The sequence below is a fragment of the Aliamphritea spongicola genome, from assembly GCF_017051665.1.
Taxonomy (GTDB): domain Bacteria; phylum Pseudomonadota; class Gammaproteobacteria; order Pseudomonadales; family Balneatricaceae; genus Amphritea; species Amphritea spongicola.
In genome coordinates, this window is record NZ_JAFIDL010000001.1 from 436,286 (window position 1) to 453,348 (window position 17,063).

Annotated in this window: 16 protein-coding genes; 11 read left to right on the plus strand and 5 right to left on the minus strand. The window is 40.7% G+C overall.

Going from position 1 to position 17,063, the window contains the following annotated elements:
* Positions 1-8 precede the first annotated feature (8 nt).
* Entirely contained in the window at positions 9-1,205 is a 1,197-nt protein-coding gene (locus tag JYB63_RS02050; RefSeq protein ID WP_205656112.1) for an outer membrane beta-barrel protein, read from the minus strand.
* A gap of 383 nt (positions 1,206-1,588) precedes the next feature.
* Between JYB63_RS02050 and JYB63_RS23595 the strand changes: the two genes are divergently transcribed.
* Positions 1,589-2,116, plus strand: a complete 528-nt coding sequence (locus JYB63_RS23595; RefSeq protein ID WP_205656113.1) for an SH3 domain-containing protein — start codon at positions 1,589-1,591, stop codon at positions 2,114-2,116.
* Between the two features lie 64 nt (positions 2,117-2,180).
* On the opposite strand, the gene JYB63_RS02060 is transcribed toward JYB63_RS23595, so the two are convergent.
* Together JYB63_RS02060 and JYB63_RS02065 are read right to left on the minus strand one after the other, a co-directional pair.
* Complete coding sequence (locus JYB63_RS02060) at positions 2,181-3,071, minus strand: O-antigen ligase family protein (protein WP_243431783.1); 891 nt, start codon at positions 3,069-3,071, stop codon at positions 2,181-2,183.
* Positions 3,072-3,594: 523 nt separating this feature from the next.
* Complete coding sequence (locus tag JYB63_RS02065; protein ID WP_205656116.1) at positions 3,595-4,113, minus strand: RodZ family helix-turn-helix domain-containing protein; 519 nt, start codon at positions 4,111-4,113, stop codon at positions 3,595-3,597.
* 512 nt (positions 4,114-4,625) lie between these two features.
* On the opposite strand from JYB63_RS02065, the gene JYB63_RS02070 reads away from it, so the two are divergent.
* The 10 genes from JYB63_RS02070 to JYB63_RS02115 are packed head-to-tail and all read left to right on the plus strand — an operon-like array spanning position 4,626 to position 14,820.
* The gene (locus JYB63_RS02070; protein WP_205656123.1) at positions 4,626-6,071 is read left to right on the plus strand and encodes an undecaprenyl-phosphate glucose phosphotransferase; all 1,446 of its coding nucleotides are present in this window, start codon (positions 4,626-4,628) and stop codon (positions 6,069-6,071) included.
* Between the two features lies 1 nt (position 6,072).
* Complete coding sequence (locus tag JYB63_RS02075) at positions 6,073-7,218, plus strand: hypothetical protein (RefSeq protein ID WP_205656125.1); 1,146 nt, start codon at positions 6,073-6,075, stop codon at positions 7,216-7,218.
* Positions 7,193-8,380, plus strand: coding sequence for a capsular polysaccharide export protein, LipB/KpsS family (locus tag JYB63_RS02080; protein ID WP_205656127.1), 1,188 nt, complete (start codon positions 7,193-7,195; stop codon positions 8,378-8,380). The genes JYB63_RS02075 and JYB63_RS02080 overlap by 26 nt, the downstream gene beginning before the upstream one ends.
* Before the next feature lie 12 nt (positions 8,381-8,392).
* Positions 8,393-9,466, plus strand: coding sequence for a glycosyltransferase family 4 protein (locus tag JYB63_RS02085; RefSeq protein ID WP_205656129.1), 1,074 nt, complete (start codon positions 8,393-8,395; stop codon positions 9,464-9,466).
* Between the two features lie 2 nt (positions 9,467-9,468).
* On the plus strand, positions 9,469-10,485 hold the full coding sequence (locus tag JYB63_RS02090) for an NAD-dependent epimerase/dehydratase family protein (protein WP_205656131.1): 1,017 nt from the start codon (positions 9,469-9,471) through the stop codon (positions 10,483-10,485).
* Positions 10,476-11,321 (plus strand): 3-deoxy-8-phosphooctulonate synthase, encoded by an 846-nt coding sequence (gene kdsA / locus JYB63_RS02095; RefSeq protein WP_205656133.1) that lies wholly within the window; start codon positions 10,476-10,478, stop codon positions 11,319-11,321. Before JYB63_RS02090 ends, kdsA begins: the two co-directional genes overlap by 10 nt.
* Positions 11,321-11,863, plus strand: a complete 543-nt coding sequence (locus JYB63_RS02100) for a KdsC family phosphatase (RefSeq protein ID WP_205656134.1) — start codon at positions 11,321-11,323, stop codon at positions 11,861-11,863. Before kdsA ends, JYB63_RS02100 begins: the two co-directional genes overlap by 1 nt.
* Positions 11,860-12,624, plus strand: a complete 765-nt coding sequence (gene kdsB, locus JYB63_RS02105) for a 3-deoxy-manno-octulosonate cytidylyltransferase (protein ID WP_205656135.1) — start codon at positions 11,860-11,862, stop codon at positions 12,622-12,624. Before JYB63_RS02100 ends, kdsB begins: the two co-directional genes overlap by 4 nt.
* Before the next feature lie 8 nt (positions 12,625-12,632).
* The gene (locus tag JYB63_RS02110) at positions 12,633-13,559 is read left to right on the plus strand and encodes a KpsF/GutQ family sugar-phosphate isomerase (RefSeq protein ID WP_205656137.1); all 927 of its coding nucleotides are present in this window, start codon (positions 12,633-12,635) and stop codon (positions 13,557-13,559) included.
* Position 13,560: 1 nt separating this feature from the next.
* Entirely contained in the window at positions 13,561-14,820 is a 1,260-nt protein-coding gene (locus JYB63_RS02115; protein WP_205656139.1) for an oligosaccharide flippase family protein, read from the plus strand.
* A 19-nt stretch (positions 14,821-14,839) separates the two neighbouring features.
* On the opposite strand, the gene galE is transcribed toward JYB63_RS02115, so the two are convergent.
* Both galE and JYB63_RS02125 read right to left on the minus strand, forming a co-directional pair.
* Positions 14,840-15,856, minus strand: a complete 1,017-nt coding sequence (gene galE / locus JYB63_RS02120) for a UDP-glucose 4-epimerase GalE (RefSeq protein WP_205656141.1) — start codon at positions 15,854-15,856, stop codon at positions 14,840-14,842.
* 79 nt (positions 15,857-15,935) lie between these two features.
* Entirely contained in the window at positions 15,936-16,832 is an 897-nt protein-coding gene (locus JYB63_RS02125) for a LysR substrate-binding domain-containing protein (RefSeq protein WP_205656143.1), read from the minus strand.
* Positions 16,833-17,063 lie beyond the last annotated feature (231 nt).

Below are 17,063 nucleotides of genomic sequence, written 5' to 3' on the forward strand. Positions count from 1 at the left end.
TTTCTATATTACAGAGACGCATCAACAGTAAAGAAGATAACGTTCTTGTCAAAGCTCACACCGCTGATGTTAGAGCTGGTGTCGTTATAGGTATAAGACAGACCCAGTGATAACCAGCGACGCATGTCATAGTTAAAACCGGCACTGTAGCTTTTAACTTTATCTTCACGGTTATTAGCGTCGCCTTCATAGGTTTCTGTGGCATGGCTAATACCCAGGTCTGTGCTGACAAAGTCATTCCATTCATGGTTCCAGTCTAAACGTACAATTTCGGCATTAATAAAGTTACCGGTACCGTTACTTTCTTTGTCTTCCTGACCGGTGGTAAGCGTGAACACTGAATAGGTCCTAGGCGCCCATTTTACAGCCGCTTCCCAGCTCACACCGTCATCATCTTTACGGGATGAATCGTCGAAGTCTTTATCGAAGTGACCAATCTTAACCGTACCAGTCGTCTTCGCGGTGGACTCCCAGGTCGCACCCACAAAATAACGCCAGGTGTTGCTGTCCAGAGTGGTAGTGGACAGATCGTAATCGACATCTTTGTTACGGGCTTCAAACAGTAATGAAGTTTTCGGTGCTACACGGTAGTAGAAGATAGCGCCGGCAGTACGTTCCTGGTTGTCACGGCCTTCAGTAATGCTGCGGAAGTTCTGGTATTCACGATCCAGTAACTCACCGTAGAGCTCAATACGGCCTGTGGCTTCGTCACCGCCAAACTGATAGTTGAAAGAAACTGCTTTGGTATCGTATTCCAGTGGCTCAGTTACAGCATTGGCAATACCGCCGTTGGCACTCAGGCCGGTACCCCGTGCTTCATGGCCACGGTTATATTCAGCACGTAAGTCCAGTTTGTTGCGGGAGTTAAATTCCAGATGTGCATCCAGTGCGAAGTTGTGATCCAGGTAGTTATCTTCGGTGCTGTCGGCAAATACACCCTTGCTCAGGGTATAGCTCATGCGGTAAGCATTAAGGCCCTGCTCGGCAACCAGCTGAACGCTTGGCGACAGAACAGTAACCATGCTTGAAATTTCATCAGTGTTTGCGCTGAGGATGTTATCGTCGTAGCCAATTTGCATATTAACTGTTGGTACCAGTTCCATTTCACCAACCTCAATGGAAGCCGGTTCAATAGCTGCAAAAGCAGGGTTACAGAGCGCAGAGATTGCGATGGTTAGAGGAAGAATTTTGCCTGGAAAGCTCATTGCAAATGTCCTTTTTAGTTTTAATGATTGCCATACAGTCGGCTGACGATGGTATAAACCACTAAATGTCACGTCCTGTGTGCTCTGTAATCAGATTTGAGTTGGCGCATATTAGCACATCACATAATGTGAGCTACAGTCCTTGACACACAATTCTTAAAAAAAACTTAAACGATTTTGTTAAGACGCTGTCGCAAAGAAAAATTTCAGTAAAAAGCCGTAAGTTATTCAAAAATATGTCAACTTGGGTAGTCGTTGTAGTTTACTTTTCAGGTTTTAAGTTACAGGTATGAAACATATGCTGATCTGGCAAAGGTTAGCCTGAAGGTAATTGGTTTGATAACATGCAGCACAATTGTGTCGTGGCATAGATGAGGTGGGTAGTGAATAAGTTTACCGGACTGGTTTGTTCAGTGTTGTTGGCAGGATTGCCAGTATTAGCGCACGCAATTGATTCCTTCAGCATGAAACAGTCCAGTGCTGTGAGTGCAGAGCCAAACAGTAACAGTGATGTCCTTGCGCAATTGCGTGCCGGCCAGGTAGTTTTGAAAATTCAGCAGTCTGAAGGCTGGGCGCAGGTATTCTTTATGAGCGACATTGACGAGCCCGTGAAGGGCTGGGTGCCTGCTACCATGTTGGCTGTGATTGGTGAAGCAACAGGTGAGTCTGCGCTCTATGTACCAAAAGTGCCCGACGACATCGGTGCAGAAGCCTATAACAGCAGAGTAACGGCAAACAGTTTGCGGGTGCGGGCTGGAGCAGGCACGAGTTTTGGTGTGATAGGTCGGCTGGTCAATGATCAGCAGGTGATACGCCTTAAGCAAAATGCGGACTGGTCGAATATCCGTTTTAAAGAGAATGGTGTCTGGCAGGAAGGCTGGGTGGCCAGCAAGTATCTGGCTGCGATGTAATTCAGTATCAAGTAATAAACGCCGCATTAGCGGCGTTTTTTGTGGGTGTCTTTTACTCTGCGACTTAGCGTGAAGTCTTCTTCTTATAAAGCGCAATGTAGCCACAGCTTAAAAGCACAATAAAGGTTAACGCGTTAGCCGGAATTTGCAGGTTAAAGTCAACCGTGGAGTGGATGGCTAAAGCAATAATTGCCATTAAACAGCTAAAGGCAATGCCACGGAGCAAAGGGTCTTTGCGGGTACGCATTGCCTGCATGGCGGTAAAGGCACACAGCCCAACAGCGAACAGCAATAATACAGTAATGGGGATCCCGTATTCACTGGCAAACTGGAAGTAGTCATTATGGGCTTCTGCGTAAAAAATATCACCTACATTAAAGTCACGGTGTTTTGGGAAGTCGGTATAGAAGGTGCCTGCGCCACTACCGGTCAAAATGTGCTCATTAATGGCATTTAAGGTATAGCTGTTAACTTCATCGCGGGTTTCTGTGTTGGCGGAGGTATTGCTTAGCCGCTCGGCGACCTTATCAACCCCAAAGAAAGTACCTACAACGAATATATCGATAATGATCAGGCTGGTGATCAGGATCATTACAGACTTAAGGCTGCTTTTAAGAAGAATAAGCGCCAGCACTCCGGTAATTGAAAGGCTGGCAAAGAAGGCGGTGTTACCCATTCGGGAATGGGTCATAACCAGGCCGGCTACCATAATAATCAGTATCAGCCGCAGGCTGGCTTTGCTGCTAAGCAGGGTTGTTAGCAGGCGTTTTGCTCGTGCCCGCCAGTTTTGCTCACTGTTGAAATTCAGTTTAGCGATCATCATGCCAACGCCGAGCGAGAGGGTAAGTACCAGATATCCGGCTAAGTGATTACGATTGATGAATGTGCCTGTGGCAACGCCTGTGTAGGTATCTTTTGGTACAAAGAACAGGTACTCAATACCCGTTAAAGTCATCAGGCTACCGTATACCGCCTGAAATAGGCCACTGCCAACCAGGGTGTAGCAAAGCAGCTTAATCCTTCGGGTGGAGGTGCATAGCAGGAGGCACAAGTTAAATGCCAGTAACAATGCGAACCCCAGCAGCATGTTGTTAAAGCTGTTTGATGATGAAAGGCTGAGTGACGGTAGCGAGCCCTGCGTTCCTGCCCATAGCGGTGTAAGTATTAATATTAGGCTAACAGGCCAGGCTTTTTTACATGCCTGATTTATTTGTGTCTTTCCGAACGCGAAGAGAGTAAGCCAACTGATGGCCGTTATGATAAGTAAAAATGAAACGAGGCTTAGTGACCACTCCCGGTTGCTACCAAGGGGGAGTGGTACCCATACAAGGATAAAGAGGAAAAAGTAAAACAGAGGGCTGTTTGCTGTTTTGCGGCTTGTAGATGGTGCCATTCAAAAAAATCCGGAAAGCTGATTGGATATATTGCAGCAACAAAAAAAGCGCAATTAAGCGCTTTTTTTTATGTGTGATGCAAAATTAACTTGGGCTAGCGGTTCCACCACCGCCGGAGCCGCTGCTGGAACCGTAAGAAGGCGTGTTGTTCAGGGTGTTACCTGTGTTTCCAGAAGGGATACCTGAACCGGTGTTGCCACCTTCGTTACCGGCCGCTGTGGCACCAAGTACATCAGTGGAATCAACATTAGCTGCGAAAGACGCTGCTGCTACTGTACCCAGAGGTACGTTCGCAGAGCTTGCCGCACGGCCGATAGCTGCCTGTACAGCTGGGTTTGAGCTGTTCAGGCCCAGCGCTGCAGTAATAACTGCCTGTTGTTGTGCTTCAGGAGTTGAAGACAGCAGGGTTTGCATCGCCGTCTGAATTGCTTCAGGAGTTGTAGCGCCGTCCAGCGCCTGTGCAACACTTGCAACGATGTCCTGAGAAATGCCTGTATCCAGTGCGGCTGCTTCAACGGCTTGCTGATCAACGGCTGCAATGGCTGTTGCGGCTGGTAGAGTTAGGGTAGCTGCGATCGCAACAGCTAACAGTGAACGGCGCATATTTTATCGCTCCATGAATTAAATTGTGTCGTGTACTGCCTGAATAAATCAACACGTATTGGTTTAGCGCAACTTTAGAGTAAGTTATGTTGGAATTCAAACGGTTTTGTCGCTTTTGTTTGAAATAATTACTGAAGTTTCAGGTCTGTGCTGTAGCGCAAGGGTTGAGTGTTGCAGGGCTGCGCAATGGCGTCGCAGATTACCAGTGCGAAAAAGGTTTGTATGAATTATTCAGCAAAAGTTCAGAAAAATAGAAGAAACTTTGTTTTGACTTTGTTAATATGCGCGCTCTTCGGGGGGAGAAAACGTTCTGCAAGCTAAGGCTTGTGCTGGCTGATATGTTCATATCAGGCATCTTTCCCCCGCGACTAAAGGTTGATACGAGTGTTAAGTTTCAAACGGTTTGAAGCTTTCGTAGTCGCTAAAGAATTCGTATTGTAAGGAATCATTTGCCCAAGGGTCTCGACGGGCGAGCTGCATTTGTTATGCAGCAATGATGCAAGGAAAACGCCATGACTGCGCACATTAATACCATACAGGTATCACGCTCGCACGCACGTAAAAAACGTTTGCTGAGCAATCATCGTTCCCTGGCCCACTGGGTGCAGATTCTTGCTGACCTTTGTGTGATTGTGGCCAGCTTACTTTTTCTTACCTATCTGAAACATTCTGCAATTAGCAGCGAATACCGTGTACTGGCGACGGTGTCAGTACTGTTAATGTTTATTGTTTACCCTACTCAGGGTTTATATCGTCGTTCTGGTGGGCATCTGAACAACCTAATGCGATTAGGTGTGGCCTGGGGGCTGGTTTGTCTCTTACTGGCGCTGGCAGGTTTTGTCACAAAAACCAGCGAAATGTTCTCCCGTGAAGTGCTGTTGCAATGGGCAGTGGTTGCTTATCTGCTACAGGGTATCAACCACATTGTTTTACGTACTTTGTACAAACACTACAAAGTAATGTTTGCCCGAGAGATTCCAACCCTTGTAGTTGGTACAGGAGATTTAGCAAAACACCTGGTCAATAACCTGAATTCAAATAACTGGTTGCCAGATCGTGTTTCTGGTTTTGTGTTTGTTAACGACAAGCCCCGTGATTCTGAAATTCAGGAAGCTTTTTCCTTACCCATTCTTGGTCATGTTGATGAGCTGCGGCAGATCATAAAGCAGCAGAATATCCGCCGTGTATACATCGCCTTACCGGTGAAGTCCTCAGAAACCATTGAAGCGCTTCACATCGACTTGCTGGATATGAATGTAGATGTGATATGGGTGCCGGATATTTTTGCGATGAGCTTATTAAACCATTCAGTACGGGAGGTGGCAGGTATGCCGCTTATATCGTTGAATGAAAGCCCAATGACATCCAGTAAAACATCCATTTTTATGAAAGGCGTGATGGACCGTTCAATTGCGCTTATCAGCCTTATTCTGCTTAGCCCTGTATTTATGGCGGTAGCGATTGCAGTGAAGCGATCTTCACCTGGCCCCGTATTCTTCAAACAGGAACGCCATGGTTGGGATGGCAAGGTAATTAAAGTCTGGAAGTTTCGAAGTATGAAGCTTCATGAAGATGCCGAAGTAAAACAAGCAACTAAGGGTGATAGCCGTATCACAAAAGTAGGTGCTTTTATCCGTCGTACCTCAATTGATGAGCTTCCTCAGCTTATAAACGTATTGCAGGGAACTATGTCGCTTGTAGGTCCTCGCCCCCATGCGGTTGCTCATAACGAATATTACTCTGGCAAGGTAGATGCCTATTTGGCACGCCACCGCATCAAGCCTGGCATTACAGGCCTTGCACAAATTAGTGGCTGCCGTGGTGAAACAGAAACGATCGATAAAATGCAGAAACGTGTGGAGTTTGATCTTAGTTATATCAATAACTGGTCTTTGATGGGCGATATAAAAATCCTAATCAAAACGCCATTAAGCTTGTTGAGTAAAGATATTTATTAATATGGAAGATGTTTTGAAAAAAGGTTTGCTATGTAAGGCGATTATTTATGCATACATATTTGTCTACTTTTTTATGCTTAAATCTTTTGAGTTTAATTACTTTGGGAGTTATCAGGAGGTTTCATATTCGCTAGGGCCGTGGTTTTTGCAGCGGTATATATTATTAGTAGTTAATGTTTTTTTTGTCTTTTTGTATCTTTATTTCTACGGTTCTGATCGTAAAATTTATATTTGGATCAGTATTGCTATGTCGATTTGTTTGATTCAGATTTATTATGAAGAATATACAGGGTTGTATGTGATAGCTGGTGGTTTGGCTGCAGTATGTTTGATTAATGGAGCAAAGTATATAAGATTTAATCGATTAGAAAACTTTGTTTTAATCGTTTTTTTGGTTTCATATACGCTTCAATACTTGGTTTTTAGAATAAATGATCGCGTTACTGGTTCATATTTAGATCCAAATATATCGGGTTATTATTTGTTTCTTGTGTATCTTGTTGTACGAATGAAAGAAATTAAAACGGTATCTATCTATATATTGGTTGTAGGTTTGATCAGTTTAAGCAGAAATTTTATATTGGCTGTGATGCTATTTGAATTGTTGAGTGTTTTAAATCGATCACAAAAAATAAGAAGAGTGTTTGAGTGTTTTTCAATAAGGCTTATAACACTTTTAAGTATTGGTGCTATTACTGGTTTATCCTACTTTTATGTAGGATTTGTTGATTTTAGAGAAGATATAGGAGGGTCGAAGGAGAGGCTTACTACTATCGCTGATTCTTCAAATTATCTTAGGTTTGCAGCTAACATAGATTTTATTGACCGGGTTGCTGAAGGTGATTTTATAATTGTTGGTAACGGATCTAATATCGATGATAGAACCTCCCATAGACCGCATAATGCATTTTTCAGAGCAGGGTATAGGTATGGTATTTTACTAAGTATTTTAGCTGTGTTTATATATTTTTATGTTGTAAAAAAATACTACAGGGAAACTATACCAGTAATATGGTCACTGTTTGCTTACTACTCGTTTCTTAATGATTTTATAACTGGTAACGAAATTGTATTACTTGTGGTGATTTTAGTGATTATATTACAAAGGGATGCCGAGAGACATGAATGTTCTAATAAATATATCTAACCCAGAAGACTATAAGTTTTTTGCTAGAATGAATGACTATTTTGATGAGAATGGTTGGAATGTCGAATACTTAGCAAATAATTTAGCTATTTGGTTTTACTTGAAAATTAATTTTAAGAAAGTATATGTATTAAAAAAAAGTAAAAAAATACAAAATACACAAGACTTTAGTCAAAGTTTTTCTGCTCTTACAGGGCGGTTGACTGCTGATGAATGTGGTGTTGTGTATAATTCATATTATGATTTCTTATCTGAAAAATATAAGTCTAGAAAGTGGGATGTTATCGTTATACCCAGTGGTAGATTGATAGGGCAGTTAGCTATCAAGGATTTTTCTAAAAAATATAAGATTAAAACAATATATGTAGGCTATGGGAATATTCCAAATAGGACATTCGTAGATCCTGCGGGAACAGATATGCAAAGCTATTTATATAAATATCCCGAGATACTAGATGAATATGATTTAGATTATAAGGAATATGAAAATTGGAAAAACACTTATTTGAAGAATAAGTTTGAGCAGCATGTTATTGGTCAGGCTCGCAAAATTAATGTTGGTTTTTACTTGAAGAAAGTCATTCAAGTCGTAGCTTGTTATTTAGAAAGGTGGTTTCAGCTAACATCAGAAAACTCTTATACGTATAAGAATATTTTTGATGTAAAGAAAGTGAGTCATAAATTTGATGAGTTAGATCCTTCTTGTGAATATTATTTTTTTCCGATGCAGGTAAGTACAGATGCTCAAATTATATTGAATTATGATAAGGATTCAGTTATTGAAGCATTAAAGGAAGCTATTAATATGGCTTCTAAAGATAAAGTAAAATTAATTGTAAAACCTCATCCAGCTGAGATTGATTATAAAACTTTATCTGAATTAAAAGAAATGCATGAGAATAAGTTATTCACGTTAGTAAATGATAATACTTTTGAATTAATTAAAGGTGCTAAAAGAGTTATTACGGTAAACTCAACTGTAGGACTAGAAAGTATGATTGTTGGTACGCCAGTAACCTTCTTGGGTAATTCTTTTTATTCGTCATTTGATCATGACAGGCTAGCTCGATATGTAATGAATTATTTGATAAAAATAGAATATTTTTCTAGTAATAAGATATCGAATAATGATGTGAATCATTTCTTTTCAAGAGCTAAGTAAGAATAGATGAACATGAAAAATAATATATCTGTTATTCATGTCGTTGAGGCGACAGCTACAGGAACGCTATCAATGGTCAGTTTGTTAGCAAATATCCAAGTACGCCAAGGATATAGTGTTTCTGTTATATATTCGTTAAGAAGTGAGTCTCCAAAAAATATAGCTGATTATTTTGATTCTTCTGTCAGTCTGCATCAGATTCAAATGTCTAGTCCTTTTCTCAAATTATTAAGCTTCTTTAAAATAAGAAGGGGCTTGTTATATAAGAATGCCGATCATATTTTCTTACATTCTTCTTTTGCTGGTTTTATAGGAAGGGTGGCATCAATAGGTATAAACGGTAATTATTATTATATTCCTCATTGCATTTCATTTATGAGGAAAGATTTGTCAAAAAATAAAAGGAAGGTGTTTGTATTTCTAGAAAAACTGGCTAATTTGAAAAAATGCACCTACCTTGCTTGTTCAAATAGTGAAAGAGAAGAAATACAAAAGGAGATACCTAACGCCTCGGTATTATTACTCGAAAATGCTGTAGATGTGCCGTTTTGGGAGAGTACAAGGGATAGCGAGAGAGAAAATATTATAATAAATGTAGGTCAAATACGGATACAAAAAAACCCAGTTATGTTTGCAGAAATTTGTAAGCTAACTAAAAAGCTAAATAAAGATGTACGGTTTTTTTGGGTGGGTGATGGTGATGAATATTATAAACAAGTTTTGGTGGATTCGGGAGTAGAAGTCTTAGGTTGGAAATCAAAAGATGAAGTAAAGGACTTACTCGAAAAATCAAAAATTTACTTGTCTACATCTTTATGGGAGGGCCTTCCTGTATCACCAATTGAAAGTATGATAGCCGGTGCCGTACCTGTTTTGTCTGATTGCTCTGGAAACAAAGATTTAATTTCTAATGGTATAAATGGATTTACATTTGAAGCTGCACAGAAAGCAGTGGATCATATTGTACGACTTATTGATAATGAGGAGTTGTTTAATAGTATATCCTTTGAAGCCGAAGGTACCAGTAAAAATCGGTATTCCATAGAGCGATATCAAAATCAAATTACAGATATTATGGGAGTATAGATATGGCTGATGGTTGTGCTGTTATTTTTGGTGGATCTGGTTTTATAGGTTCTCATTTTTCTCAATACCTTTTGGATAATCATATAGTTAGTAAGGTATTAGTATTTGATATAGAACCGTTAGATATTGAAAGAACAACATTAGAGTATAAATTGTTTGTTGAAAGCGAAAAAATCGAATATCAATATTGCGATGTTCGAGCTGAAATTGATTTACATGCTGAGAATGTAGAGCTTGTAGCAAACTTTGCAGCTGTTCATCGTGAGCCTGGTCATCAAAACAATGAATACTATGAAACCAATCTTTTAGGAGCAGAAAATGTCTGTTCTTGGGCTGAAAAAACTGGATGTGAAAGCATTATATTTACAAGCAGTATAGCGCCGTATGGACCGTCCGAGGCTGTCAAAGATGAAGAGTCTGTGCCTGCTCCAGTCACTGCGTATGGTGCATCTAAATTAGCAGCGGAAAAAATTCATCAAGCTTGGCTTTGTAAAGATATCACTAATAGAAAACTTGTGATTGTTAGACCTGGAGTGGTTTTTGGAGCCGGAGAAGGTGGTAACGTCTCTAGACTAATCAAAGCTACACTGAAAAAATTCTTTTTTTATATGGGTAACAGAGATACCAGAAAAGCTGGCGTTTACGTAAAAGAATTGTGTAATGCAATGATTTGGGTATTAAATAACAAAACATCTAATGGGTTTGCATTATTTAATATGTCTATGAACCCGGGACCTACAATACAAGAGTATGTTCAAATAATCTGCGAGACCGCTGAAGTTGAACGATTTGTTCCTAGCGTTCCATATTGGTGTATGCTTTCAATTTCTTATCCTATTGATATTCTGGCCAAGCTTTTTGGAATTAATCAACCTATCAGTCCTGTTAGAATTAAAAAGCTAGTAAGGTCTAATAATATTCGTCCTGCTTTTTTGTATGATAATGAATACCAATATAAATATACTTTTTCGCAAGCTATGTTGGACTGGAAAAGAGATAAACCATCTGAATGGAATTAGATATGAGTTTTTTGACAAATATTAGTAATGATAACCCATTTACACTGTTTGGTGGTGTGAATGTTCTCGAAAACATGGATTCAACTTTACAAGTTTGTGAACATTTTTTAGAAGTTACTAAGAAGCTAGATATCCCTTTTGTTTTCAAAGCATCTTTTGACAAAGCTAACCGTTCATCTATTGACTCTTTTCGGGGTGTAGGTTTAGACGAAGGACTAAGGATTTTTGAAAAGCTAAAGTTAGATTTAGGTGTCGAAATTATTACAGATGTTCATGAAACCCCTCAAATTAGAAGTGTTTCAGAAGTTGTAGACATTATACAAGTGCCAGCATTTTTAGCCAGACAAACTGACTTTGTATATGAAGTCGCTAAAGCGGGTAAACCTGTAAATATAAAAAAACCACAGTTCATGAGTCCTGCCCAAGTAAAGCATATTATTAAAAAATGTCATTCTGCCGGAAATTCACAAGTATATATATGCGAACGAGGTAGTTGTTTTGGTTATGATAACTTAGTAGTCGATATGCTAGGTTTTCGGCAAATGAAAGATGTTACAGAAAATGCTCCAATCATTTTTGATGTAACGCATAGTTTGCAGAATCGCGATCCTTTAGGGGACGCTTCTAGTGGCCGGCGTCGGCAGGTGCTGGAGTTGGCTAGAGCTGGAATGGCTGTTGGACTTGCTGGATTGTTCTTGGAAGCTCATCCTAACCCTGACAAGGCGTTATGTGACGGTCCTAGTGCTTTACCTCTTGAGAAGTTAGAACCGTTCTTGGAGCAGGTAAAAGCCGTCGATGATCTGGTGAAATCTTTCCCTAAAGTGGAAATTGATTAATGAGTAATTTCCAGAACTTAAAGCTTGTTCTGTTTGATGTTGACGGTGTGCTCACGAATGGTGATATTTACATTAATGAAAATGGGGAAGCATTCAAACAGTTCAATGTTAAAGATGGTATTGCCATTTCTCTTTTAAAAGCTCACGGCATTATGACAGGTGTGGTTTCAGGAAAAGAAAGTCTTTCTTTAAAGAAGCGTTGTGATCAGCTTGGATTTGATGTGGTATATACCGGATGCAGTAATAAAATAGAAGCATTAAAGCTTATTTCCAAGAAATATTCATTAACATATGAGGAAATAGCTTTCGTTGGTGATGATATCATAGATATGCTGGTTTTAAGATCTGTTGGTTTTAGTTTTTCACCCAGTGATGCTCATCCTTCAATTAAAAATTGTGTAGATCATTTGATGAATTTGCCAGGCGGTAGAGGAGTGGCGCGGGAAATAGCAGATTATATCTTATTGAATAGAGGTCTTAATTTGGAACAGGCATATAAGCCTTTACTTGATCAATGGAACAATTTGGATGTAGTTCAATGATTGATTATTCAAATGTTCATATAGTTATTCCTGCTCGGTTTTTATCTAGTCGTTTGCCGGGTAAGCTTGTTGCAGATGTTGCAGGTAAACCGTTGATTGTGCGAGTTTACGAGAATGTTATTTCAGCTACCTCCAAGATTGATGTTATTGTGGCTGTAGATGACATAAGAATTGCAGATATTTTAACTACTTATAATATTCCTTGGTGTATGACTTCAAGCAGTCATGACTCTGGGACAGACAGGATAGCTGAAGTTTGCTCTAGCATGGGGTGGCCGGAAACTGATTTAGTTATTAATGTTCAAGGTGACGAACCTTTATTGCCCAAAGGTGTTATTAATGACTTTATTAGTTTTTGTAAAGAGAATGATAACTTTGAAATGGCAACGATTACTTCGCCCTTTGGTGACCTAGACGATATATTTGATACTAATGTAGTTAAAGTCATTTCAAATAAAAATAATTTTGCAAACTATTTCTCCAGAAGTGTCATTCCGTTTGATAGAGACTCTATTCTAAGTCAAGAATATATCCAAAGTTATCAGAAACATATTGGCGTGTACGCTTATAATGTTGCTACTTTATTTGAGATAACAAACTCAGAGTCAGTTGCAAATGAGAATCTAGAAAAATTGGAACAATTACGTGCTTTATGGTTGGGTATTTCTATCAAAATTATGAATGTAGATTGCCAAATTCCACATGGCGTAGATACTTCTGAAGACTTGCAAAAGGTAGTTGAATTCTTTAAGGATAAGTGATTTTTAATATGGATTATTCAAGCATAGCAATTAAGGTTTTTGAAATTGAGTCTCAGGCGGTTTTGGATTTAAGTAAAAAATTGAACTCTGACTTTGATCGCTCAATACGTAAAATTATAGACACTTCTGGTCGTGTGATAATTTGCGGAATGGGAAAGTCAGGAATTATCGGGAAAAAGATAGCAGCTACATTAGCGAGCACAGGGACTCCCAGTTTCTTTATGCATCCTGGTGAAGCGTTTCATGGAGACCTTGGTATGGTGACTAGTAATGATGTTTTCATTGCTATTTCCAACTCAGGCGAAACAGATGAAGTGCTTAAGCTCATTCCGTTCCTTAAAGATAATGGAAACTTTATCATTTCTTTAACAGGAAGCCCGTCCTCTACACTCGCTTTATCGTCTGATAGCCACTTAAATGTTGGCGTTTCGGAAGAGGCTTGCCCCCTTAAGTTAGCCCCTACATCATCAACTACAGCAACACTTGCAATGGGAGATGCATTAGCAGTCACTTTAATGAAGGCGAGAAATTTTCAACCAGAAAATTTTGCAAGGTTTCATCCTGGAGGCTCATTAGGACGGCGTTTATTATCTCGCGTAAGTGACGAAATGTACTCCGAAAACTTACCATTTATTGACTCTTCGGCTTCTTCCAGTGAGCTTATAAGTGTAATGACTGAAGGACGGTTAGGCATTGCAATTGTTCAAGATGCCAATTGTATGGCAATAGTCACAGATGGAGATGTGCGACGTTCTATCGAAATTTATAATGAAAAGTTTTTTTCAAAACGCGTCTCCGATTTAATGACATCTAATCCTCAATGTATTAGCAGTACAGCAAGGGTTGAGGATGCATTAGTTTTGATGGAAGCAAGTAGTATCACCACTTTGTTAGTGACAGAGGGGAGTGATATTGTTGGAGTGTTCAAAAAGTAACATGAGCTTCGATTTTATAAAGCATGTTTTAGTTGTAGTGTTTGCGCGAGGGCTTGGTGCTATTTCAATGTTTTTATTAAACTTTGTTGTAGCTTATACCATGCCCTTGAAAGAAGCAGGAGTTTTCTTTTTCTCTCTAACAATTTTGATGGTCTTAGCGCCAATATCCTTGCTAGGTTTGCAACAAACGGCAGTTAAAATTGTTGGGGCTTCATTTGAGCAGAACGACTGGTCCAAGATAAATTCTTTTTTTAAATTGAGTATTAAGTACTCTTTAATGTGCTTGCTAGGGCTCTCAGCGGCTATCTTGCTTTTATTCGAGCCCTTGATAAGTCATTTATTTGTTAAAGAGTTCACTAAATTACATTTGTTTTTTTTGCTGCCAATTGTTACTGTGTTTGGTATCACTATTTTAATAGCACATCACTTTCAGGGGATAAAACTACCTCTGTATGCTGTATTCCTTTCATCTATATGTGTGCAGTTTGTTGCATCAATTTTAATTTTTTCTTTTGGTGTAGATTCAGCGTTAGAGGGTCTTTACTGCCTCTTTGTTAGCTCTTTATTGTCTTTTGTTCTAGCTTTATATCTTTGGATAAGTAAATCACAAAGTCATGGAGGGTCTGGTGAGAACTTAACAACTAAGTATATCTTTGAGAGTGCAACTCCGCTTTGGGTTGTTGTTGCAATGAATCTCTCTGTGCAATGGGGAAGTCAACTTGTAGCAGGCATTTTTATCAGTCCCGAAGATTTAGCCCTTTTGTCAGTTGCTCAAAGAATAGCGAATTTAGTCAGCTTTGTATTAATAGCTTTAAATTTGGTTGTCAGTCCTAAATTTTCAGCTTTAAATGTAGAAAAAAAGTATAGTGATTTAACTTCCTTAATGTATAAATCATCACTTTTTTTAATCGTTATAACCACGCCTGTTATAGTCTTTATTGCTATATATCCAGAGTTATTACTTGGAGTGTTTGGTAATGAATTTATTCAAGCCGGAAATATTCTTATTATATTATCTGTAGGTCAGTTTGCGAGCGTGATTGTCGGGCCTACGAATATGTTTTTGGCTATGACTGGTAATGAAAAAAAATTACGAAACATTACTGTTTTAAGTGGTTCTGTTTCAATCATATTTTCGTTTGTTTTTATTTATAGCTTTGGGGTGGTTGGCGCTGCTTTTGCAACGCTATCTGCCTTGTTAATCCAAAGTATATTGTCCTTTGTGTATGTCCAAAAGTATTTGAGAAGTCTCACTGTTTAGTTGACGAAATAATATGTTCTTAATACCCCATAGGATTCTGTTTCTGCCAGTTCCAGTGGTCTCTTACCATTTCTTCCAGTGAGTACTTGGTTTTCCAGCCCAACTCTTTCTCGGTAAATGTCGGATCAGCAAAGAATTCAGCGATATCACCGGCACGGCGTTCTGCGAACTTATAACTGATAGTTTGTTCTGTCACGCGCTGGAATGTATTTACAACGTCCAGAACCGAGTAGCCATGACCCGTTCCCAGGTTATAGGCAACGCAACCATGTTTACCTGAGTCTTTAGTGATCTTTTGCAGCGCTGTCAGATGGCCCTGTGCCAGGTCCACGACATGGATGTAATCGCGGATACCTGTGCCATCCGGAGTAGGGTAGTCGTTGCCAAAGATACTCAGGCATTCGAGTTTACCGCTGGCAACCTGTGCAACATAAGGCATCAGGTTGTTTGGTATACCTTCCGGATCTTCACCAATTTTACCTGTATGGTGCGCGCCAACCGGATTGAAGTAACGCAGTAAGGCTGTATCCCAACGTTTGTCTGCCATGGCTGCGTCGCGAAGTACTTCTTCTACCATGAATTTTGTGCGGCCGTAGGTATTAGCTGGTCGCAGTGGGAAGTCTTCCCTCAGTGCCGGCGTATCAGGTTCGCCGTATACAGTGGCCGACGAGCTGAAAACAAACTTAAAGCATTCATGTGCGGCCATTACCTCACACAGTGTAATGGTCGCAGCCAGGTTGTTTTGGTAATACTTCAGCGGAAACGCCATGGATTCACCCACCGCTTTATAACCTGCAAAATGAATGACTGCTTCGATGTCATTTTCTCTGAAGATGATGTTCAGCAGTTCAGCATCCGCGACGTCGCCTTTGGCAAGTCCCGGGCGGGTGCCGGTGATGGTTTCGATGCGGTTAAGGACTTCCGGTTTGGCATTACTGAAGTTGTCGAGAATGAGTACGTCGTAGCCTGCCTGAATGAGTTCTACACAGGTGTGGCTGCCAATGTAGCCGGCGCCGCCGGTAACCAGAATTGTCATTTTGTATCCTTATACCTTGAGTGTGTTATCCGTTTTTCTTGAGCAAAATTATACAGGTGTTTCGTGCCACTGATAATTGCTATATCAACGATAACAGCCACTTTCTGAAATACTCTGCGCCTTGTTTGGGGCGGGCGGTTTGTTCTGGTTCCAGCATCAGGAACTGGGAGGTGGTTTCTACGCTGGTGCTGACGGGTTTGATTAACAGGCCGCTGGCCAGGTAGTCATCGACCAGGTTTTCCCAGCCCAGTGCCAGGCCCTGGCCGTTCAGTGCTGACTGTATTACCAGCAGGTAGTTGTTGATGTTCATCCGCGGGCCCGCGTCTGCTTTGTACTCAATGTTGCAGGCCCGGAACCATGCTTGCCAGCTGAGCCATTCTTCACCGACTTCCAGCGTGAGCAGGGTGCCTTTGAGCATGTCTTCGGTGTGTTGGATATGCGGATTCTTTTCCAGATAGCCCGGGCTGCACACCGGGAATACGTTTTCTGCAAACAGTGGGGTAGCGGTGAGATCTGCTGGCGCTTCGTGACAGAAGAACAGGGCGATATCGAATTCGTTATGGCGGATGTCTTTTAGGGAGTCGACCGCCAGTATGCGTACGTCTATATCCGGGTGGAGTTCCTGAAAGGCGTTAAACCGGGGCAGTAACCAGAAGGAAGCCATCGCATGGGTGGTAACGACGGTGACCTGTTGGTCGCCTTGCCATTGCAGGATGTTCCCGGTTGCACCTGCCACCAGTAACAGGGACTGTTGAATGCTGTCGTAGTATTCCATCCCTGTGCTGGTGAGGCTGAGGCTGCGTTTATCGCGGATAAACAGCTTGCGGCCCAGGTAATCTTCCAGATGGCGAATCTGGCGGCTGATGGCACCCTGGGTAACGTTAAGTTCGTCAGCGGCACGGGTGAAGCTCAGATGCCGGGCGGCGGATTCAAATACCACTAGGCTGTTCAGCGGTGGCAGGGGGCTGATACGCATAGAATTCTACAGGCTCTTATTGTTATTTTTTGTAATAGATCGTGGCCGTTTTTATATTTTTCAGTACCTGAAGAAGGTTCTTATGTCGGTACTGTTAGCCATATATCCTTTTATAATCCGGCAATTTAGAGGCTTTCTTCCGGTTTTTCAATGTTGTTTGTTATGTATTACATTTTGTAATGAGTTGAGAGCGAATAAGTCGTTTGTCAGCTTTCCCGCTGCGCCGCTACT

What these genes read in the sequence shown, in the direction of transcription:
- JYB63_RS02050 (WP_205656112.1), bottom strand. Translation starts at nt 1,205, where the DNA reads ATGAGCTTTCCAGGCAAAATTCTTCCTCTAACCATCGCAATCTCTGCG.
- JYB63_RS02060 (WP_243431783.1), bottom strand. Translation starts at nt 3,071, where the DNA reads ATGACTTTAACGGGTATTGAGTACCTGTTCTTTGTACCAAAAGATACC.
- JYB63_RS02065 (WP_205656116.1), bottom strand. Translation starts at nt 4,113, where the DNA reads ATGCGCCGTTCACTGTTAGCTGTTGCGATCGCAGCTACCCTAACTCTA.
- JYB63_RS02070 (WP_205656123.1), top strand. Translation starts at nt 4,626, where the DNA reads ATGACTGCGCACATTAATACCATACAGGTATCACGCTCGCACGCACGT.
- JYB63_RS02075 (WP_205656125.1), top strand. Translation starts at nt 6,073, where the DNA reads ATGGAAGATGTTTTGAAAAAAGGTTTGCTATGTAAGGCGATTATTTAT.
- JYB63_RS02080 (WP_205656127.1), top strand. Translation starts at nt 7,193, where the DNA reads ATGAATGTTCTAATAAATATATCTAACCCAGAAGACTATAAGTTTTTT.
- JYB63_RS02085 (WP_205656129.1), top strand. Translation starts at nt 8,393, where the DNA reads ATGAAAAATAATATATCTGTTATTCATGTCGTTGAGGCGACAGCTACA.
- JYB63_RS02090 (WP_205656131.1), top strand. Translation starts at nt 9,469, where the DNA reads ATGGCTGATGGTTGTGCTGTTATTTTTGGTGGATCTGGTTTTATAGGT.
- kdsA (WP_205656133.1), top strand. Translation starts at nt 10,476, where the DNA reads ATGGAATTAGATATGAGTTTTTTGACAAATATTAGTAATGATAACCCA.
- JYB63_RS02100 (WP_205656134.1), top strand. Translation starts at nt 11,321, where the DNA reads ATGAGTAATTTCCAGAACTTAAAGCTTGTTCTGTTTGATGTTGACGGT.
- kdsB (WP_205656135.1), top strand. Translation starts at nt 11,860, where the DNA reads ATGATTGATTATTCAAATGTTCATATAGTTATTCCTGCTCGGTTTTTA.
- JYB63_RS02110 (WP_205656137.1), top strand. Translation starts at nt 12,633, where the DNA reads ATGGATTATTCAAGCATAGCAATTAAGGTTTTTGAAATTGAGTCTCAG.
- JYB63_RS02115 (WP_205656139.1), top strand. Translation starts at nt 13,561, where the DNA reads ATGAGCTTCGATTTTATAAAGCATGTTTTAGTTGTAGTGTTTGCGCGA.
- galE (WP_205656141.1), bottom strand. Translation starts at nt 15,856, where the DNA reads ATGACAATTCTGGTTACCGGCGGCGCCGGCTACATTGGCAGCCACACC.
- JYB63_RS02125 (WP_205656143.1), bottom strand. Translation starts at nt 16,832, where the DNA reads ATGCGTATCAGCCCCCTGCCACCGCTGAACAGCCTAGTGGTATTTGAA.